Origin of the sequence: Nostoc sp. ChiVER01 (assembly GCF_034531155.1) — a bacterium.
GTDB lineage: Bacteria > Cyanobacteriota > Cyanobacteriia > Cyanobacteriales > Nostocaceae > Nostoc.
This window is the reverse complement of sequence record NZ_JAVRBS010000001.1, coordinates 306,993-325,369: the sequence shown is the minus strand read 5'-3', so window position 1 is coordinate 325,369 and position 18,377 is coordinate 306,993. Positions and strand designations below refer to the sequence as shown.

The 18,377-nt window shown below is 42.1% G+C and carries 17 protein-coding genes; 8 read left to right on the top strand and 9 right to left on the bottom strand.

Annotation, left to right across the window (positions count from 1 at the left end):
* Nucleotides 1-337: 337 nt before the first annotated feature.
* From RMY00_RS01210 to RMY00_RS01200, 3 genes are all read right to left on the bottom strand, one after another.
* The gene (locus tag RMY00_RS01210; RefSeq protein ID WP_322645812.1) at nucleotides 338-1,342 is read right to left on the bottom strand and encodes a glycosyltransferase family 2 protein; all 1,005 of its coding nucleotides are present in this window, start codon (nucleotides 1,340-1,342) and stop codon (nucleotides 338-340) included.
* Nucleotides 1,343-1,449: 107 nt separating this feature from the next.
* On the bottom strand, nucleotides 1,450-2,157 hold the full coding sequence (locus RMY00_RS01205) for a TVP38/TMEM64 family protein (protein ID WP_322645811.1): 708 nt from the start codon (nucleotides 2,155-2,157) through the stop codon (nucleotides 1,450-1,452).
* Between the two features lie 591 nt (nucleotides 2,158-2,748).
* Entirely contained in the window at nucleotides 2,749-3,069 is a 321-nt protein-coding gene (locus RMY00_RS01200; RefSeq protein ID WP_322645810.1) for a DUF433 domain-containing protein, read from the bottom strand.
* 228 nt (nucleotides 3,070-3,297) lie between these two features.
* Between RMY00_RS01200 and ssuD the strand changes: the two genes are divergently transcribed.
* The 6 genes from ssuD to RMY00_RS01170 all read left to right on the top strand — a co-directional run bounded on the left by ssuD (nucleotide 3,298) and on the right by RMY00_RS01170 (nucleotide 10,934).
* Nucleotides 3,298-4,446, top strand: coding sequence for an FMNH2-dependent alkanesulfonate monooxygenase (gene ssuD / locus RMY00_RS01195; protein WP_322645809.1), 1,149 nt, complete (start codon nucleotides 3,298-3,300; stop codon nucleotides 4,444-4,446).
* 426 nt (nucleotides 4,447-4,872) lie between these two features.
* On the top strand, nucleotides 4,873-5,820 hold the full coding sequence (locus RMY00_RS01190; protein ID WP_322645808.1) for a D-2-hydroxyacid dehydrogenase: 948 nt from the start codon (nucleotides 4,873-4,875) through the stop codon (nucleotides 5,818-5,820).
* Between the two features lie 102 nt (nucleotides 5,821-5,922).
* The gene (locus RMY00_RS01185) at nucleotides 5,923-6,873 is read left to right on the top strand and encodes a D-2-hydroxyacid dehydrogenase (protein WP_322646015.1); all 951 of its coding nucleotides are present in this window, start codon (nucleotides 5,923-5,925) and stop codon (nucleotides 6,871-6,873) included.
* Nucleotides 6,874-7,161: 288 nt separating this feature from the next.
* Nucleotides 7,162-7,338, top strand: a complete 177-nt coding sequence (locus RMY00_RS01180; RefSeq protein WP_181374256.1) for a hypothetical protein — start codon at nucleotides 7,162-7,164, stop codon at nucleotides 7,336-7,338.
* Nucleotides 7,339-7,695: 357 nt separating this feature from the next.
* Nucleotides 7,696-10,587, top strand: coding sequence for a glycerol-3-phosphate acyltransferase (locus RMY00_RS01175; RefSeq protein ID WP_322645807.1), 2,892 nt, complete (start codon nucleotides 7,696-7,698; stop codon nucleotides 10,585-10,587).
* Complete coding sequence (locus tag RMY00_RS01170) at nucleotides 10,587-10,934, top strand: cupin domain-containing protein (RefSeq protein WP_322645806.1); 348 nt, start codon at nucleotides 10,587-10,589, stop codon at nucleotides 10,932-10,934. Before RMY00_RS01175 ends, RMY00_RS01170 begins: the two co-directional genes overlap by 1 nt.
* Before the next feature lie 202 nt (nucleotides 10,935-11,136).
* Here RMY00_RS01170 and RMY00_RS01165 read toward each other — a convergent pair whose 3' ends face one another.
* The 3 genes from RMY00_RS01165 to cobJ form a co-directional block, all read right to left on the bottom strand.
* Entirely contained in the window at nucleotides 11,137-11,493 is a 357-nt protein-coding gene (locus RMY00_RS01165; RefSeq protein ID WP_322645805.1) for a hypothetical protein, read from the bottom strand.
* A gap of 105 nt (nucleotides 11,494-11,598) precedes the next feature.
* Nucleotides 11,599-12,090 carry a DUF4174 domain-containing protein gene (locus RMY00_RS01160; RefSeq protein ID WP_322645804.1) on the bottom strand — a complete coding sequence of 164 codons (492 nt, stop codon included), beginning with the start codon at nucleotides 12,088-12,090 and terminating at the stop codon, nucleotides 11,599-11,601.
* 129 nt (nucleotides 12,091-12,219) lie between these two features.
* Entirely contained in the window at nucleotides 12,220-13,938 is a 1,719-nt protein-coding gene (gene cobJ, locus RMY00_RS01155) for a precorrin-3B C(17)-methyltransferase (RefSeq protein ID WP_416212025.1), read from the bottom strand.
* Nucleotides 13,939-14,118: 180 nt separating this feature from the next.
* Between cobJ and RMY00_RS01150 the strand changes: the two genes are divergently transcribed.
* Both RMY00_RS01150 and RMY00_RS01145 read left to right on the top strand, forming a co-directional pair.
* A complete protein-coding gene (locus tag RMY00_RS01150; protein WP_322645802.1) occupies nucleotides 14,119-14,367 on the top strand; it encodes a helix-turn-helix transcriptional regulator in 249 nt (82 codons plus the stop codon).
* Nucleotides 14,368-14,465: 98 nt separating this feature from the next.
* Nucleotides 14,466-15,038, top strand: a complete 573-nt coding sequence (locus RMY00_RS01145; RefSeq protein WP_322645801.1) for a restriction endonuclease — start codon at nucleotides 14,466-14,468, stop codon at nucleotides 15,036-15,038.
* Nucleotides 15,039-15,049: 11 nt separating this feature from the next.
* On the opposite strand, the gene RMY00_RS01140 is transcribed toward RMY00_RS01145, so the two are convergent.
* The 3 genes from RMY00_RS01140 to RMY00_RS01130 all read right to left on the bottom strand — a co-directional run bounded on the left by RMY00_RS01140 (nucleotide 15,050) and on the right by RMY00_RS01130 (nucleotide 18,283).
* A complete protein-coding gene (locus tag RMY00_RS01140) occupies nucleotides 15,050-16,159 on the bottom strand; it encodes a DNA-methyltransferase (protein WP_322645800.1) in 1,110 nt (369 codons plus the stop codon).
* A gap of 194 nt (nucleotides 16,160-16,353) precedes the next feature.
* Nucleotides 16,354-16,743 (bottom strand): hypothetical protein, encoded by a 390-nt coding sequence (locus RMY00_RS01135; RefSeq protein WP_322645799.1) that lies wholly within the window; start codon nucleotides 16,741-16,743, stop codon nucleotides 16,354-16,356.
* 40 nt (nucleotides 16,744-16,783) lie between these two features.
* Nucleotides 16,784-18,283, bottom strand: a complete 1,500-nt coding sequence (locus RMY00_RS01130; RefSeq protein ID WP_322645798.1) for an acyl--CoA ligase — start codon at nucleotides 18,281-18,283, stop codon at nucleotides 16,784-16,786.
* Nucleotides 18,284-18,377 lie beyond the last annotated feature (94 nt).

Here is an 18,377-nt window from a genome sequence, read left to right as displayed (position 1 = left end):
GTTATTATTTGCCAATTAACATTAACTGAAAACACTAATTTGTAATCAGCTATATTCTGACAGCATCAATTGTTAGCAAATACGATAGTTCTATCGACTTACCGTACTTTTGTAGAATTATCTTTGCATAGAGCTTGCTACAATGCAATACCCAGTAATTTTCCATGAGGCGAAAATATGTCAAAATTTTTGGCTAAGTTAACTTTAGCAACTGCGATCGCTTACTGTCTCGTAGGTAATCGCCGCAAATCGCTTAACCTGTAGATATGGGCTACACAGGATCTTACCCCTCCTGGCTCCAGCAAATGTCCTTTGCCTTTCTTAGGTCAATACTTGTCTAATTTTGAATAGTAGGATCTTCTAAATTATCTAGTTTGTCAGAATTGCGCGTTGAGTTGGAGGATTTGTGATAAAAACCACCTACCTCTGTCAAAGTATAAAGAGGTCTGGCTTTAACTTCTTCATAGATGCGCCCTATATATTCGCCTAAGATACCAACGCTTACTAACTGCACAGATCCGAGAAAGAAGATTGCCATCAAAATAATCGTAAACCCAGTTAAAGGCGAATGGGGGACAAAAAGCCGCCAATACAAGACTAATAAAGCCATGAAAATAGCCGCCGCAGCCGCTATTAATCCTAAATAGGTTGATAATCGCAGTGGCACTATCGAAAAGGATACTAGACCATTGATGGCAAGCGCCAAGGATTTGCTGAAAGTGTATTTAACTTGCCCAGCAAAGCGGGGGTTGCGCTCGAACTGAATTGCTGTTTGCTCAAATCCAACCCAAGAACGCAGACCACGGATATAACGGTTACGTTCTGGCATAGAATTGAGAATATCTACGATCTGGCGATCCATTAAACAAAAATCACCAGTATCAGTAGGAATCTCTACATCTGCAAGCTTCTTGAGGATGCGATAAAAAAAGTAGGCAGTAAAACGCTTAAACCATCTTTCCTTGAGGCGTTGAGTGCGTTGAGCGTAGACGACTTGATAGCCCTGTCGCCATTTTTCAATCATGTCTGGGATTAGTTCTGGTGGATCTTGTAAGTCAGCATCAAGGATGATGATAACTTGACCCCGGACAAAATTAAGACCAGCCGTAACTGCTATTTGATGACCAAAGTTACGAGCAAAGCTTAAATAGCAAATGCGTGGATCTTTTTGATGGAGTTCTCGCAGTAGTTGTAGGGAGCGATCGCGGCTACCATCATTGATTAAAATTAATTCGACAACACCATCCAACCGATTCATTACTGCACTCAGTCTGCGATATAGTTCAGGAATAATTTCTTCTTCGTTATAAATTGGAACAATCAATGAATACTTTGGTAGCATCTAAAAATCTTGTTTAATTTTTGAACAGCCAAGCTGACAGACTGATTGTCATCATCAAGGTTTCGTTCTCAGTATACCTAGCAAGATTCAAGTCCCATTCCGATAATTTATTTGTTCTTTGGATTTATGTAATTTGAATCTGATCCTTTAAGGCTTTCTAGAGCTTTTTTAGGAAAAGTCCGACGATGACGATACCAAGTAGACCCTGCTACCAAGGTTCCAGTTAAGCCCAAGGCGAGTACTAGGGGCAAAAAATCGCCGGTCTTAACTGCTTTCAAACCAGAACTACCTAATAATACAAACGGTAATACACTTGGTACTGTTCCTAGTGTTGTACCTACAACATAATCTTTAAAGGTGATCGAAGTCAGTCCAGCTACAAAGTTAACCAAGCCATAGGGCATGATTGGTACTAATCGGATGGCAAACATATAAAAAAGCCCTCCACGCCGCACCTCAGCATCCATAGCTTGCCAGCGTCCTGCTAGTCGTTTTGCAACGGTTTGACGTCCGATAGTCCGAGTAAAAATAAAGGCAATTATTGCCGCAATAACTGCTCCTAGACTAGTCCAAAAAGTACCTAGCCAAGGGCCAAAAATTGCACCTCCAGTTAAATTCAGCACTGTTGAGGGCAAAACTAACATAGTTGCTACAACGTACAAAGCAACATAAATAACAGGTGCCCAGATTCCAGAAGATTTTAGCAAAGCTTGAATTTGTGCTGGTTCAATGCCGCCAATCAGATATACTGCTATACCAGTCGTAATTATGCAACTCAGTGTGAGTACTAAAATACCAGCTTTCAAATTCCACACTAGAATACTCCTGCTTTTTTTGTAACACAATCCATCTTTGGCAAATTTTCCCTTTAATTAATTTTTGAAAACCTTGCGCCCTCGCGGTTTTCCTACACCTTGCGATATGTTACACCGCATCTGAATAGGAACAACTATAAATTATTAGTTATTATCAAAAAATAAATCATTCAATCTTAATTTGTAGCGACTGTCTTAAAAGTCAAGCGATCGCCTGATCTTGTAGAACCTGTCTTGATTGTCAAGTGCGATCGCACTTGAGGACATAATGTTTATTTACAAATACTCAACACGCCCTACCATTTGCTCAGGCGTATAAACCTCATAAATCAGCAGCAGACTTTCAACTATCTGTCCAATTGAACGAGTTCCTTGCTTGCAGTGGTTGTCGTCACATCAATACCATGACGGCGCAATTCACGGGCAATAACTCAATACGGTTCAGTTAAGGCTAAAACTCTTTGTTAAACTCAATTTTTTTAACGAACCGCCAAGGACGCCAAGGACGCAGAGAGAAAAAAGAAATGCTTAACTGAACTGTATTGGGCAATAACTGACCTTACCTGTTCGTCTAAATGAAATCTTATCCGACTACTCACCCCGAATTGCCTTTAGCCTTGCTTCTAAAGGAGAAGGAGGACTATTACGCCTCATTTCCTTTACTAACGCCTCACTTTCTGCCGTATGGCGCTCAATTTCTTCTCGATGATCGTAATAGTACGCCATTGCTGCATAAACTGCTGCTTTAGATAAATCATATTCAGAAGCAATTTCTTCTAGAAATTCCCCCATCTCCAAATACATTTTTGCAATAGCAGCAACAGTTATTCTTGTTTCCACAATGCGGGGTTTACCACAACAATAGTCAGGATCTATGGCAATGTACTCTTTACTTACCTGTTGAATAGGCATTTTTTTGACTGGGATAAGGCAAAATTTCTACTTTTAGTATACTAATACCAATTCTGTATGAGGCTGCGCTATATTCTTCTGACTTGAGTGCGATGCCTACGACGGGCGTAGCCATTTATGAATCGTGAATCTATACTGGTTTTTTAAATAATTTCCTGTAAGATATTAATTAAACTACGGTAAATGCGTCGAATTAACGGTGTTTAAATCTCTCATACCCTGACAAACATGCAAATTCTCTGGTTTATTCCTACTGGATCTCATGACGGACGCTATTTAGGCACAGATATTGGCTCTCGTGTTGCCACACCTGATTATTTGCAGCAAATTGCCCAAGCTGTGGATAATTTAGGCTACACCGGCGCATTATTACCCACAGGAAGTTCTTGTGAAGACGCTTGGATTACGGCTGCTGCTTTCATCTCTGTCACCAAGCAGATGAAATTTCTTGTAGCAATTCGTCCAGGAATTACTTCTCCAGGTGCTGCTGCACGGATGGCAGCAACATTTGACAGGATTTCTAAAGGAAGATTGTTGATTAATGTGGTGACAGGTGGAGATCCGGTGCAACTTGCTGGGGATGGCTTGCATCTTAGTCATGATGATCGCTATGATTTAACCGATGAATTTCTCACAGTTTGGCGGGGTATTGTCAGTGGGGAAACAGTGGATTTTAAAGGAAACTACTTAGATATCAAAGGTGGTAAACTCCTATTTCCACCAGTTCAAAAACCTTATCCACCTTTGTGGTTTGGTGGCTCATCTGCTGCTGCCAAGCGGGTTGCTGCTAAACATATAGATGTTTACCTGACTTGGGGCGAACCTCCAGAACAAGTAGCCCAAAAGATTGCCGAAGTTCGGCGAATAGCGGCTGAACAAGGGAGAACAGTTCGTTTTGGGATTCGCTTGCATGTAATTGTACGAGAAACCGAATCTGCGGCTTGGGATGCCGCCAATGAGCTAATTAAGTATGTAGATGAGGATGCGATCGCAAAAGCTCAAAAAGACCTGGCTAGCTCTGATTCTGAAGGACAGAGGCGGATGAGTCAACTACATAGTGGTAGTCGAAAAACCTTAGAGATTAGCCCCAACCTCTGGACAGGAATTGGATTGGTGCGGGGTGGTGCTGGTACAGCCCTAGTTGGAGATCCCGACACCGTTGCTGCTAGGATGCTGGAATATCAAAATTTGGGCATAGAAACTTTCGTGTTTTCTGGATATCCCCATTTAGAAGAAGCGTATCGCACTGCTGAATTATTATTTCCACGCTTACCTTTACAGAGTGAACCGACACCGCTAACGCCACCAGTCGTGAGTACTTTTAGCGAATTTGTCACCAATGAAAAACTTACTAAACAACTAACTAGTGCTTCATAACCTAATAATTTGTAATTCGTAATGACGCTCGTTTCGACGCTCGTAAGCGTTGCGTTAGCGACGTAATACCGTTTCACTTTAAGGTTGATACATTTAGGCAAGCAGGGGAGCAGAGGAGCAGGGGAGCAGAGGGGAAAGAATTTGTATCAGGATTTTAGTGAAATGGTATAAGAGCGTCTTCTGACTCGCTAACGCTGCCGCAACTCTTGGAGACGCTACGCTAACGTAATTCGTAATTAAAGAGCAAATTACGAGTTATGTATGGGATATTTGTAGATTCATCCTTTGGAACAATCTAAAATCTAAAATTCCATGACTATTAATAATTAGAAAAAATTGTACTAGTAGTCAATAATACTTAATTGATTAGTTAAACAGAAGCAATTTCTAGAGATAGTCCTGTAAATAGGAAAGAGGTTATCTACCATGAAACTGATCTTACCGCTCGATCTCGTTGCCGACATTGAGCCTCATCTACCACCTGATACAGAGGTTGTCAGGGTAGATGTTGAAGGAAATTTAGATGGGGATGCTAGCGATGCTGAAGTTTATTTCAGTTGGTTTTTATCCAGAAGTCCGACACTGCATAAAATACTAGAAGCAGCACCTGCACTACGTTGGCATCATGCACCAAATGCAGGCGTGAATCACATCTTGACACCAACTTATTTGAAAAGAGATATCATCCTCACAAATGGGGCCGGAGTGCATGGAATTCCGATCGCAGAATTTGTGATCACTTATATATTGGCTCATGCCAAGCATCTACAGGAATTATATGCTTTACAAGCAGAACGTCACTGGAAAAGAGGCTTTGCCATCCAAGAGTTGACAGATGCTACCTTGCTAATTATTGGCGCTGGTGGTATTGGTCAAGAAATTGCCGCCCGTGCTAAACCCTTCGGCTTAAGAATTATTGGCAGTCGTCGTCATCCCCAAGAGCTACCAAATTTTGATAAAGTAGTGGGTGCTGATGAATGGCTATCGCTCCTGCCAGGGGTTGATTATGTAGTTATTGCAACACCACTAACTCCAGAAACCAAAGAATTTATTGATGAATCTGTATTGCGATCGCTCCCAAAACATGCCTATCTAATTAATATTGCTCGCGGTGGCGTAGTCGATGAATCGGCATTAATAAAAGCACTTACAGAAGGTTGGATTGCAGGTGCAGCATTAGACACAGTTAATTCAGAACCACTACCGCCAGAAAGTCCTTTGTGGTCACTTCCTAACATCTTTATCACACCTCATACTTCCGGTCATTCACCAAAAAGTAAACAGCGTTCAATAGCACTATTTATCGACAATCTAAAGCGTTATCAAGCTGGTCAGCCGTTACGAAATGTAGTAGACAAAGAAGCAGGATACTAAACAATTAAAAATTAAAAATTAAAAATGAAGAGGTGTTGCCGATTGGGTTGCACAATCCAAAATCCAAAATTAAAAATCCAAAATGAAATGAGGGAGTAGCAAATAGTGAAACTAATTTTACCCGATCATCTCATTGCTGATATTGAGCCACACCTACCATCTAATATAGATGTTGTGGAGGTGGATAGTGAAGGTAATCTTGATGGTGATGCTAGTGATGCAGAAGTTTATGTTAACGGATTTTACCTGAAAACCTCTACCCATGACAAAGTACTGGCAGCAGCACCCAGGCTGCGTTGGCAACAATCACCGAGTGCTGGTGTGAATCACATCCTCACACCAAATTTTTTGCAAAAGGATATTATCCTGACTAATGGCGCAGGGGTTCATGCGATTCCAATTTCGGAATTCGTACTAGCATTTATGCTCCATCACGCCAAGAATCTGCGGAAATTGCAAACTTTGCAGGATGAACACACTTGGGTAAGAGGAATATCTCTCGAAGAGTTGGCAGACGCGAATTTATTAATTCTCGGTACAGGGAACATAGGTAAAGCGATCGCATCTCGTGCCAAAGCTTTTGGAGTCACAGTTTGGGGTAGTCGCCGCCATCCCGAACCCCTACCGAATTTTGACAAGATTGTGGGTGTCGATGAGTGGCGATCGCTCCTACCAGCAGCAGATTATGTAGTTATTGCTACACCATTAACTCCAGAAACGAAAGGCTTGATCGATGAAGCTGCATTAAGCTCCATGCGTCAGTCTGCTTACTTAATTAACATTGCTCGTGGTGCGATCGTAGATGAAGCCGTATTAATCACCGCACTACGTGAGGGATGGATTGCGGGTGCTGGATTAGATACAGTAGCTACAGAACCCCTGCCACCGGAAAGTCCCTTGTGGTCATTGCCAAACGCCTTTATCACCCCCCATTGTTCAGCCCTTTCGCCACGCCTCAGAGAGCGAATAGCACAACTATTTATTGACAATCTCCAACGCTACCAAACCGGTCAGCCCTTGCGGAACGTCGTAGACAAGCAAGCAGGATATTAATTGGGCATTGGGAAAGAGGAATTGGGGACAAAGAGAATTGGGGACAAGGGGAAAGACTTGTTGGAAGTTCTAAACTTTTGTCCCCTTGTCCCCTTGTCCCCTTGTCCCCTTGTCCCCTTGTCCCCTCATCCCCCCTGCTCCCTCATCCGCCACATTTGTATAAATCAGACTAAATATCTCTAAAGAAGTAAGCAATTTTGGCGATGGAAAAATTGCCAAGCTGAAACAAAATAATATAAGGAATTTAACATCATCCGCAAAAAGAAGGACTACAATCAAAACGGACAAATGTTTCATGCTCCAACAAAAGAGGATTACAAAGCTATGTCCGACTTAAATCGCGGAATTATGAAGTTTGAGGGTGCAGATTCCCCAAAAGTAGTCACTATCTCTACCGTGTTGCTTCTGGGATCGATCGCTGCTCTCATAATCTGGGCGCTGCAAGCGGCCTATGCGCTAAACTAAAACCATTAGTAGCTTAGAAGGACACTTGTCTTAAACGGTTGCCGTCGTAGCCAAGTGTCCATTCAGCAACTAGTAAATGAAGAAGAATCCAGAATCCAGAATCCAGAATCCAGAATTTAGAATGCTTTTCCTTTGGGTATTTAAACCACTACCTAGTTGTAGACCTCTAAATCTAAGATTTGGATCGTTTGAAACCCCTGTGTTCATGCCCAATCCCTTCTGAATTCTGACTCCTGACTCCTGAATTCTTTTTGATAAAAACGCCCTAATTATCATCATCAAAAATTTTAGAAAAACTTTAGATTTTAGATTTAAGGTTTTAGATGGAAAATTTAAATCTAAAGTCCAAAATCACGAATGTTTGAACCTTGGGGTGTCTTAGTTATTTTAATTGTCTGCCCCCTCTTGGGCGGATTACCCCTGATTGCATGGATCACTTACGCGCTTACGGGCAAGCAATTATCACAAGTTGGTACAAGAAACATTAGTGTATCAGCTGCCTTTTATCATGGCGGTAGGTTTGTCGGAATTCTGGCAGTCTTGTCAGAAGCTTTGAAAGGAGTTGCAGCAGTCTTACTCACCCGCGTTTTGTTCCCAGAGGGATCGTTTTGGGAATTGATCGCCCTGATTGCTCTGGTAATAGGTAGATACTGGATAGGCAAAGGGGCAGGTACGACAAATGTCGTCTGGGGATTTGTAGTACATGATCCACTGGTTGCAATATTTGTATTCTTCTTTGCAGGTATTAGCTTTACAATTCTGCAATCGAGAAAGGTAGTAAAATTTGGGGTTTTACTTCTCTTTCCTCTGTTTGTGATGATTCTGCACCTTGGCGATTATCCCAGAATACTTGCTGCTGTTGCTTTAGCTGGTTTAATGGGCTGGATTTATACTAAAATTCCTGATGATATGAATCTGCCAGCCCAAGAGGCACAAACTGAATCGCAAGGAATGTTGGAATTTTTGCGCGGTGAGCGCGCGATAGTTTCTTTAGATGAAGAGTTGGATGCTGCCATTGTTGGAGAAAAGGCGGCTACATTGTCTCAAATTAAGCGCTGGGGTTATCCAGTCCCGAAAGGCTGGGTACTCGCCCCAATCGACGATCCCCAAATGTTGACAGAATTCCTCCAGCCATCAGAATTATCTCCCTTGGTGGTGCGTTCTTCTGCCATTGGAGAAGACTCAGAACACGCTTCTGCGGCTGGGCAGTATGAAACAATTTTAGATGTTACTAGCCAAGAGGCATTACAATCAGCGATCGCTCAAGTTCAAGCTTCTTACAATCATCCGTCTGCTGTGCAATATCGGCGCGATCGCGGCTTAAATGATACAGCAATGGCTGTGTTGATTCAACAACAAGTCCAAAGTGCATATTCTGGCGTAGCTTTCAGCCGCGATCCCATAACTGGGCAAGCTGATGCAATCATCATTGAAGCCCTTCCAGGTAGCCCGACGCAAGTCGTTTCGGGAAAAGTCACACCAGAACAATATCGCGCTTTTGTCATTGAAACAGAAAATTCTTCCTCTGTGCAATTAGAGGGTGAAGGAAGAGTCCCTCAAGCATTAATCAAGCAAGTTGCATACTTAGCTTATCGACTCGAAAAACGCTATCATGGCACTCCTCAAGATATCGAATGGAGTTACGACGGTCAAACACTCTGGGTGTTGCAATCTCGACCAATCACTACTCTACTGCCAATCTGGACACGCAAAATTGCCGCCGAAGTGATTCCCGGAGTAATTCATCCCTTAACATGGTCGATTAATCGTCCCTTAACTTGTGGAGTTTGGGGAGAATTTTTTACTCTAGTTTTGGGCGAACGCGCTTTAGGGTTAGATTTTACTGAAACAGCAACTCTGCACTATTCTAGAGCTTACTTTAATGCATCCCTCTTAGGAGATATTTTTCTCCGTATGGGATTGCCGCCAGAAAGCTTGGAATTTTTAACTAGAGGAGCTAAATTAAGTAAACCGTCCTTGCAGTCAACCTGGGAGAATTTACCAGGACTAGGAAAGTTGCTGAGGCGGGAATTAAGCTTAGAAAAAGACTTCAAGCAGGATTATCACAAACGCTTCATTCCTGGTTTGTCGCAGTTGGCACAAGAAGATATAAGTAACTTGGAACCAGCCAAGCTGCTAATCAGAATTGACTTTATTTTAGAGTTGCTACGTCATGGGACATATTACAGTATTTTAGCTCCTTTGAGTGCTGCCGTGCGGCAAGCGATTTTTCGGGTAAAGGATGGGCAAATTGATAATAGCGTGACTCCAGAGGTAGCGGCATTGCGATCGCTCAGTGCAATAGCAACAGATGCTAAACAAGTATTGCTTGAATTTGAACCACAGCGAGTATTTGAGCAATTAAAGCAAACCCCAGAGGGAGAAAAGATCCTGCGAGAATTTGATGAATTACTTCAGGATTACGGCTATTTAAGTGAAGTGGGAACAGATATTTCCGTTCCTACTTGGCGGGAAAATCCCCAGATGATTAAGCAGATGTTTGTGCAGTTAATGCAGGGTAACGAACCGCAATCAGGCGCTAAAGACGCGATTAATAGCATTTTTGCTGGTAAGCGCAAACGTGGATTTGTGCAACGGCGTGTGGATATCAAGGGACGAGTTACCGAAGTTTATTCACGGCTTTTGGCTGAATTGCGTTGGAGTTTTGTAGCTTTAGAGAAGATTTGGTTAAAGTCCGGCTTACTCAAGAAAACAGGAGATATCTTTTTTCTAGAATTTGATGAAGTGCGGCGTTTAATTACGGGTGACGATTCTAGGTTAATTGAGGAGTTAGATGAGTTAGTGGAATCGAGGCGATCGCAATTCGTCCAAGATGGTGAGATCATTCAAATACCCCTTTTAGTTTACGGTAATACACCTCCTCACCCCTTAGCTCCCTCTAAACTCTACTCTGACCAAATTTTACAAGGGATTGGAGCCAGCCAGGGACAGGCTGAAGGCAGGGTAAAGGTGTTACGAAATTTACAAGATGTGCCAGAAATTGATCGAGATACGATTCTGGTAGTACCTTACACAGATTCCGGCTGGGCCCCGTTATTATTAAGGGCTGGAGGATTAATTGCCGAAGCTGGTGGACGGCTTTCTCACGGTGCGATCGTTGCTCGTGAGTATGGAATTCCCGCAGTCATGGATGTTCGAGGTGCTACATGGCTACTGCAAGATGGTCAACGGGTAAGGATTGATGGCTCTAGGGGTATTGTGGAATTATCTAACGATTTAAGACCTTAATGATTACCACTTCTTTGAAAAACCTACCAGAAGAATCTGTTTCTCACAATGCCGAAATCAAGAAAAAGGTGATGCTACGCTTCGGCGATTTGCCTCACTTAACCAACTTTTCTCAAGCACGTTTTGCTCCCGGACAAACCGCACCAGCACACGCACATCAAGATATGTGCGAAGTATTCTTTGTGGAAGCGGGTTCGGGAGTAATTCACATTGATGGTACAGAATACCCTCTGCTTCCAGGGAACTGCGTGGCGATAGAACCAGGAGAAGTACACGAAGTTGTCAATAGTGGCTTAACTGAGCTTGTTTTGACCTACTTTGGTTTGCGAGTGGAAAAATCAGCGTAATTATTTTTAATACAACATACAGTGAGGGCACAATATTGTTATGCCCTCACAAAAGTTTGCGGAATGTGAGTTATAAACCAATACAGTTCAATTAAGCATTTCTTCCTTCTCTCTGTGTTCTCTGCGTCTCTGTGGTTCGTTAAAACGTTTTAGCGTTAACTGAACCATATTGGATTATAAACAGAGGTAAATTCGTAAAATCTTAATATACCAAGGGTGTCGCGCCGCGCATCTGACGTAAAGAATTTATACAAGCAGGACAATCGCAGCCAAATAAGTTGATTGCCACATTGCTTTCTTCATCATTGAACTCCAGCATAGGAGCATCTTCTTGAGAAAATTCTATTTCACGTTGATAGTTAGGAATTTGAGCTAATACGGAAGCCCTTGCACATACTAAACCCACTTTATGTTTGTTGCGTATACAAGATAGACGGTCTGTAGTTTTAGCTGTTGGTTCTGGCTCCATAGCTTCTGCGTGATTGAGCATTACTCCCATAAAGAGAATAGAGCTAATCAGCACAGGAGAAGAAAGCAAACTCAGTAGGAATTTGTTCATTGATTTTCTTAAAAAACAATTGCGATCGCTCAGATTATCCGATTAAATTTTACAGTGCAAGTAAACATCTATCAGGAATATTGCTAGTTGTATGAGCAATTCTAGCTACTTTCTGCGTCGCTGTTGCATTTCTTGCTGACGCATAGGCATAGCGTCAATTTCTTTAAAAATTGCTGTCGCCTGCACTACTGTAGCATCACTGCGCTTAACACCACCATCTTTACCCACCAAAATTACGCGGAAATTTTCTTTGTCAACCCCAAAGGACTCGCGCAACTTGGCAGCAGAAGACTCATCTATTGGCTGTTTGTTGGCATAGCTTTCATTTGTTGCCAAAACCTGAACGAGAACTAAATCCCGATCTGCAAAACCGTTATTATACTTTTGTAATAGTTGCATTTGCTGCTGATAGATAGGGTTATCAACAGACGGTGCAAAGACTAGTAGCACACGATTTTTCCATTTTTGGGAACTGAGGTTGAATGAAGACATTTTGATGGCATGATTGATTGAACTTTGGACAGTATCAGCTTTGCTAACTGGCGACAGGATTATACACGTTAATAGGGAAAGGGCAATTAATACTGAATTATTCACAATGAGTTGTTGTCTGTTTTCTATCCTTTCAACTTATCATTATCCCCACTTTTTCTCTATCTGTTGATGGTTTTGTATTAGATTAAGTAGGTTGGTGAAAACCATTCACAACAGTGCTGATCATGCCTACTATTCGGTATAGCGACGCGGCGTATAAACCCAGATATTGCCATCGTTGCGCTTGATGGTTCGGGTTTTTGTGGAACCAACGAGAATAATTGTCCGCATATCAGCGCTTGCTGGTTCTAACTGGTCAAGTGCGATCGCTTTCACTGTTTGTCCTGGCCTACCAAGATTCCGGGCCAACACTACTGGGGTATCTGGTGTTCTATGTCGCAGCAAAATATTTCTCGCTTCTGCCAGTTGCCAGGTACGCTCTTTAGAAACAGGATTGTAGAAAGCAATTACAAAATCAGCTTCAGCAGCAGCAGCAATTCGTTGTTTGATCGCAGACCAAGGCTTCAAGATATCAGACAGAGAAATAGCACAAAAGTCATGTCCAAGGGGCGCACCAATGGCGGCGGCTGCTGCCTGCATGGCGGAGATACCTGGTGCTACATGAATGTCGATAGTGTTCCATTCAGGTTTAGCATAGCGATCGCATACTTCAAAAACTGCTGTTGCCATTGCATAGATACCAGGATCACCAGATGAAACTACAGCTACATATCGCCCAGTTGCTGCCAAATCAAGGGCCATTTTTGCCCGTGCTTCTTCTTCACGGTTGTCAGATTCATGCCGTTGCTTGCCATCAGCCAGAGAACCAACTAAATCTAAATAAGTTTTATAACCCACTAGGTCAGTTGCCGACTTGAGTATCTCCTTCACTTCAGGAGACATCCATTGCGATCCACCAGGGCCTGTACCAATAATCGCTAACCGTCCACGCGGTTGACCAATGGTGTTGGGGTCAATTGGTTGAGGGGCAATGGCGATCGCAATGTCGGGAGATAAGGAAGATAAGGGAGATGTACCTGTAGCTGCGATCACTACTGCTTGGGCGGGGCTATAACCTTGTAATAACAGATTTTCTAGCTGATTTGGGGTAAAAAAGCGGGCAGACACTCCGAAGGCGCTAGCTACGGCGTGGATTGCGGGATCGGCGGCGGTGATAGGTGCAAATATCCCGGCGACTGATGCTTTTTCTAGTTTGGCATCAGCTAGTAGCTGCTGTACTAAAGTTACTGCATCATCAATGGAGGCACTAATTGCGATCGCGATCGTTGCTGGATGGTAGACAAGGCAGTTAGCTGTAGGAGCCACCAAACGTTCCGTAACTTGAATGGTCAAATTTCCCTGTGAATCTATGGGCAGTTTACTATTTCTTAACCAAGGTGCTGTACCTTCTAACTTGACTTTTGCCCCGGCTAGCAAATCTGAGATAAATTTCTTAGCATCCTCTGGGTTTGCTAAATGGTATCCAGGGGGAGGAGATAACAACGTTGTACCCAAACGTAAATCGCCAGTAGTCGTAATTGCAGGTTTGACATCAAGGGCTTCAGCAATGCGACGAGCCAAATCGTTTACCCCACCAAGTCCGCCCAAGAGGGGAACAATAGCACTACCATCTTCAGCTACAGCTAACACTGGTGGTTCCTGTCGTTTATCCGAGATTACGGGCGCTAGCGTTCTAATTAAAATGCCGGCGGCACAAATGCCAATTAGCGGCGTTCCTTGGGCAAATAACTCGCGCAACGTCTCGCCAAAGTTAGTAAAGCTGACATCAACTCCCGATGTGCGATCGGCTAAACCGTATAGTGTCGCCCCTGGTAGCACAGTGATTATTTTGCGTGCTACTGTCACGCTATTTTGACCTAGTATTACAATGGCGGGTGCAACGTTCATCATCATAAATAGATATCTTGCAAAATTTAATATCCTTCAAATAAAAGCATAGATTTAGATATACTTAAAAACCTATTTTGGGTTTATCCTATATTAGGTTTTAGAATTTAACTAAGTTTCAGTAATATGTACTAACTCTTATTGAGATCGAATAAACCATCGCCAGAAAAAAGGCAAGCTAAAATGCCTAAATCAGTTTTCAGCGAAGAGTACAATCGGTTTCGCCAGCTACTTATAGAAGCCCGCAAAGCTGCCAAGCTCACTCAAGCAGAGTTGTCAGCAAAGCTAGAGCTTCCGCAATCCTATGTATCAAAGTATGAACGTGGAGAGCGTCGTCTTGACGTGATTGAATTTTTACAAGTTGCCCAAGTCCTTAAAATAGATCCGTTTACTTTTATCGAAGAACTGTTGAAATACCAAAAGGAGACATAATAATCATTATTCAATATGTTGACTTTAACTCAGCAGATACAATCATTAACACCCAATACCAGAACGAATGGCATAAGATTAGTACTATTCTTACTAGAATGCCTTTGCACATCAAGGCTTCAGATCAAGCTGGAATTCAGGGTAATGCAATATTCGATCCAGTAGGTACGAACGAATACATTAAAGCTGCCTTTATTCATGATGATTGGAAATCAAATATACCTATTCCAGTACCTTACAGATTTTTGGGTACAGAGGTTGATTTTCCCAAAGCTGGCATCATCATTGAAATTCAATTTTCTAATTATCCCTTCCTACTTAATAACACCTTGCACTCAGAATTATTCTTCAAAGCTAAAACTGAATTTATTGGATACCCTACTAATCTAGTGATTTTAGTGACAAAGGCTTTAATGTTTCCTGCTTCCAACAGCACTCTTTATTACGAGCAAGCTGTTAATCAGTTAACAGCTTTGACTAAATACCAAGTTTTTGATGTACCAATCAGACTGGTTGGATTATTTGAACAACAAAATACAATAGTGCCTATCATCTGGACTGAGTATTCATCTAAAAGATATTCTAGAACTGTGAACACTAGAATCAATCGCCAATGCCAAATCATTCCTGGACGTTTAGCCCGTAGTCGCTGCCTATTTAACTTATTGTAAAAATTAATCTATTAACTCCATAATTTTAATTCAATTTGTTCTATTTCTTCTACCTGTTTTACTATTTTATTTTGCAAAGAGGTCTTTTTACCATTACCATTAAGCTTTGGATCTAGTGGAATCTCTTCACCTCTTAGATTAGCTGCAAAAGCAGATTCTTCATAAATCAATCTATCTTCCATTTCTTGCAAGTGATACTCTTCTGGATAAATTTTTGCTTTGCCGCGTTCTGAAGCTTTATTTCCCACTTGCACATCAAAGTGGAATTTATCAATAGATTGACCAGTTTTTTCAACATAATCGCGCAATGTTTTTAAATTTGGAAAACAACCATTTTTATCTGGATTGCCACTGAGACGACGCAACGCAACTTGATGATATTTTGGCTCAATTTCTGAGCCGATAAAATGGCGTTCATGATCTCTCGCAACCACTGCCGCAGTACCAGAACCCATAAATGGATCTAAAACAATATCATTTTTGTTAGTTGTAGCTAAGATAATTCTAGCTACCAAGTCTTCTGGAAATTGGCATGGATGTATAGTTTGTTCTTCATGATTGTGTTTAACATTCCGAAATAGCCAAATATCACCAGGATTTTTTCCTTCTGGATTACATGAAAGTTCACCTTTCCGATTTCCTTGATAATGTTTCTTATTTTGATACTTTTGCGGAACTCTAATAGCATCTAGATTAAATTTATAATTATCAGATTTAGTAAACCAAAGAATAGTTTCATGTCTACAAGAAAACTTTTTCTGTGCATGAAGACCATGTTGCCTAGCCCATATAATTCGGTTGCGAGGAATCAATCTACATGACTCTAAAATCGGAAAAAAACGAATATCCAAAGGAATCAACATTCCTCGATCAGAAAAAGCACCAACTTGCCAAAATAGCGAACCTGTATTTTTGAGAATCCGGCTACATTCAAGTAGAACGGCTGTTTGTTCTGCCAAATAAATCTCAAGAGCCTGCCTTGATTCGTATTCTTTGCCTAGATTATAAGGTGGAGAGGATACAACTAAGTCAACACATTCATCAGGTAGATTCCTAAGCAGTTGTAAGCTATCCTCTAAGAGAATCTGATCCAAGGGTAGACTCTCTCTATTAGTCTTCATTACGATACCTACCTTGCAAGTAATACTAGACCTTCCTGAGTATAACCTATTTTAGGTTATTAACCAATTCTTGAGAAAAATATCAATATTAAGTAGAGTACAATACCCTCCCTACTTAACTTTAATGATCTATTTTGCTGCCGTAGACATACTTAAAGGCGATCGCCTCTTTAAAAAGGCGATCGCTTCTTGTTTCAATTAGCTTTACGCTCTTTAAGGACTTGATCTAGCAAGTTTCTAGCAGATTGTGCTTTAGCCAACGCTATTTGATGGTCATTATAAGCCCGAACAAGGCGAGAAAGACTGCTCACACCTGTCTTAAGTTGCTCTAGTTCTTCACCAGCAACCAGTTCTCCATCAAGCATCCGCCCGATTAACGGTTTGATGTCTCCCACTTCCTGCCGGACTTTTTGGAGTTTTTCTAAGCTACTGAGCAAAGTTTTAAGTGAGTTCAAGATGTCATCAATATCCTGAACATCCTCCACTGCTTCTGGTAAATCTTCAATTGTCACTGTATCTTCATCTGAAATTGTAGGCAATTCCTGTGCAGACATTTCAGTTTTAACCCCATTTGGCCGTGCCATCAAAGCTTCCTCAAGGAATTTTCCTTAGTGTATCGCTGATTCAGCCTATGTTAAGCAATTTCGCCATAGCTAATCGTTGCAGTTTCCCGGTAGCACCACGAGGTAGCTGATCCAAAATGTGAATTTGCTTAGGAACTTTGAAGTCTGCCAGCATAGTTGAACAGTAAGCTAAAAGTTCTTTTTCGCTCACTTCTCCTTTGAGAACAACAGCAGCATGGATATCTTCTCCTAAAGATTTGTGGGGAACGGCAAAGGCTAAGGCTTCGGCGACGACAGGATGGCGCAGTAAGACATCATCGACTTCTAAAGGAGAAATTTTTTCTCCACCCCGATTAATCAATTCTTTAATGCGTCCAGTTAAACGGAGGTAACTGTCTGCATCCAGTGTTCCCTGATCTCCTGTGCGGAACCAACCGTTTACAAAAGCGGTGGCGTTAGCTTCCGGGTTGTTTTCGTAACCATCTATGACATTCGGTGCTTTTACCACCACCTCGCCCAAGCTTCCCTGAGATAATAGGTTGCCTTCGGAGTCCATAATGCCGACTTCCACACCGAAGCCATAACCTACAGTACCCGGTTTCCGCACTTTTGGCGGCAAAGGGTTAGTAGTCATTAAGTGAGATGCTTCAGTCATGCTGTAAGATTCCACAACGGGAGCATTCAGAGTTGCCTCTAGTTGTTCAATAATAATTGGAGGCAAGGGAGCGCTACTAGAGCGAATGAAGCGAAAGCGATTAGCTTTGACAATTTCTGTGTTGCGGCTAGCGCGGGCCAAAATTGTCTGGTGCATGGTTGGCGCTGCGGAGTACCAGGTAGGTTTGTAAATATCTACCAGTTTCCAAAACTCCAAAGCATTAAAACCATTGGGACAAATTAATGTGCCGCCCGATCCTAGAGTTGCCAGCAAACATCCTACCAATCCGTGAATGTGGAACAGGGGCATTAGGCAAAGTGTAGTGTCAGCTGCTGTGAGTGAGTAAGCAGTAATAATATTGTTGGCTGATGCGATTAGATTGCGATGACGAATCGGCACACGTTTGGGACGGCTGGTGGTGCCGCTAGTGTGGAGAATCATCGCTAAATCATCGGCGTTGGGAGCTGCGGGATTCGAGGATTCTGCTGGTTTTGAGGCTGTTTTGACTAATTCAAAACTCAGTGTACTGTCAGTATTTACCTTGGCATTAATCAGCATCATGTCGGGTGTGACGGCGGCAATCGCTGCTTTTGGCAACTCAGATAACGTAATCAGTGCTTTTGCTTGGATATCTTCGTAATAGAAAGCAAATTCTTCTTGTTTGTATTTAGGATTTAAGGGTGCAGCAGTGCCACACAGGGCAACAGCTAAAAAGGTAATAGCCATTGGTGAACCGTTAGTCATGGCTATGGCAATACGTTCTCCTCGTTTCAATCCAAAGCTGTTGAGTTGCGCTACTAGTCCAACAATATTCTCGCGCAATTGCTTATAAGTTAGCGATCGCTCAGACGGTGTAACTAGGGCTAGATGATTGTCTTGCCCTGTTAAAAGCTCAAATAAGTTCATTAGTTTTTCCGGTCTGTCAACGGATAATTCAATCAGTTTTAAGAATAAAGTACACGCCACGGGTAAACAACGTTTAGCCCGGTCTTTGCGGCAT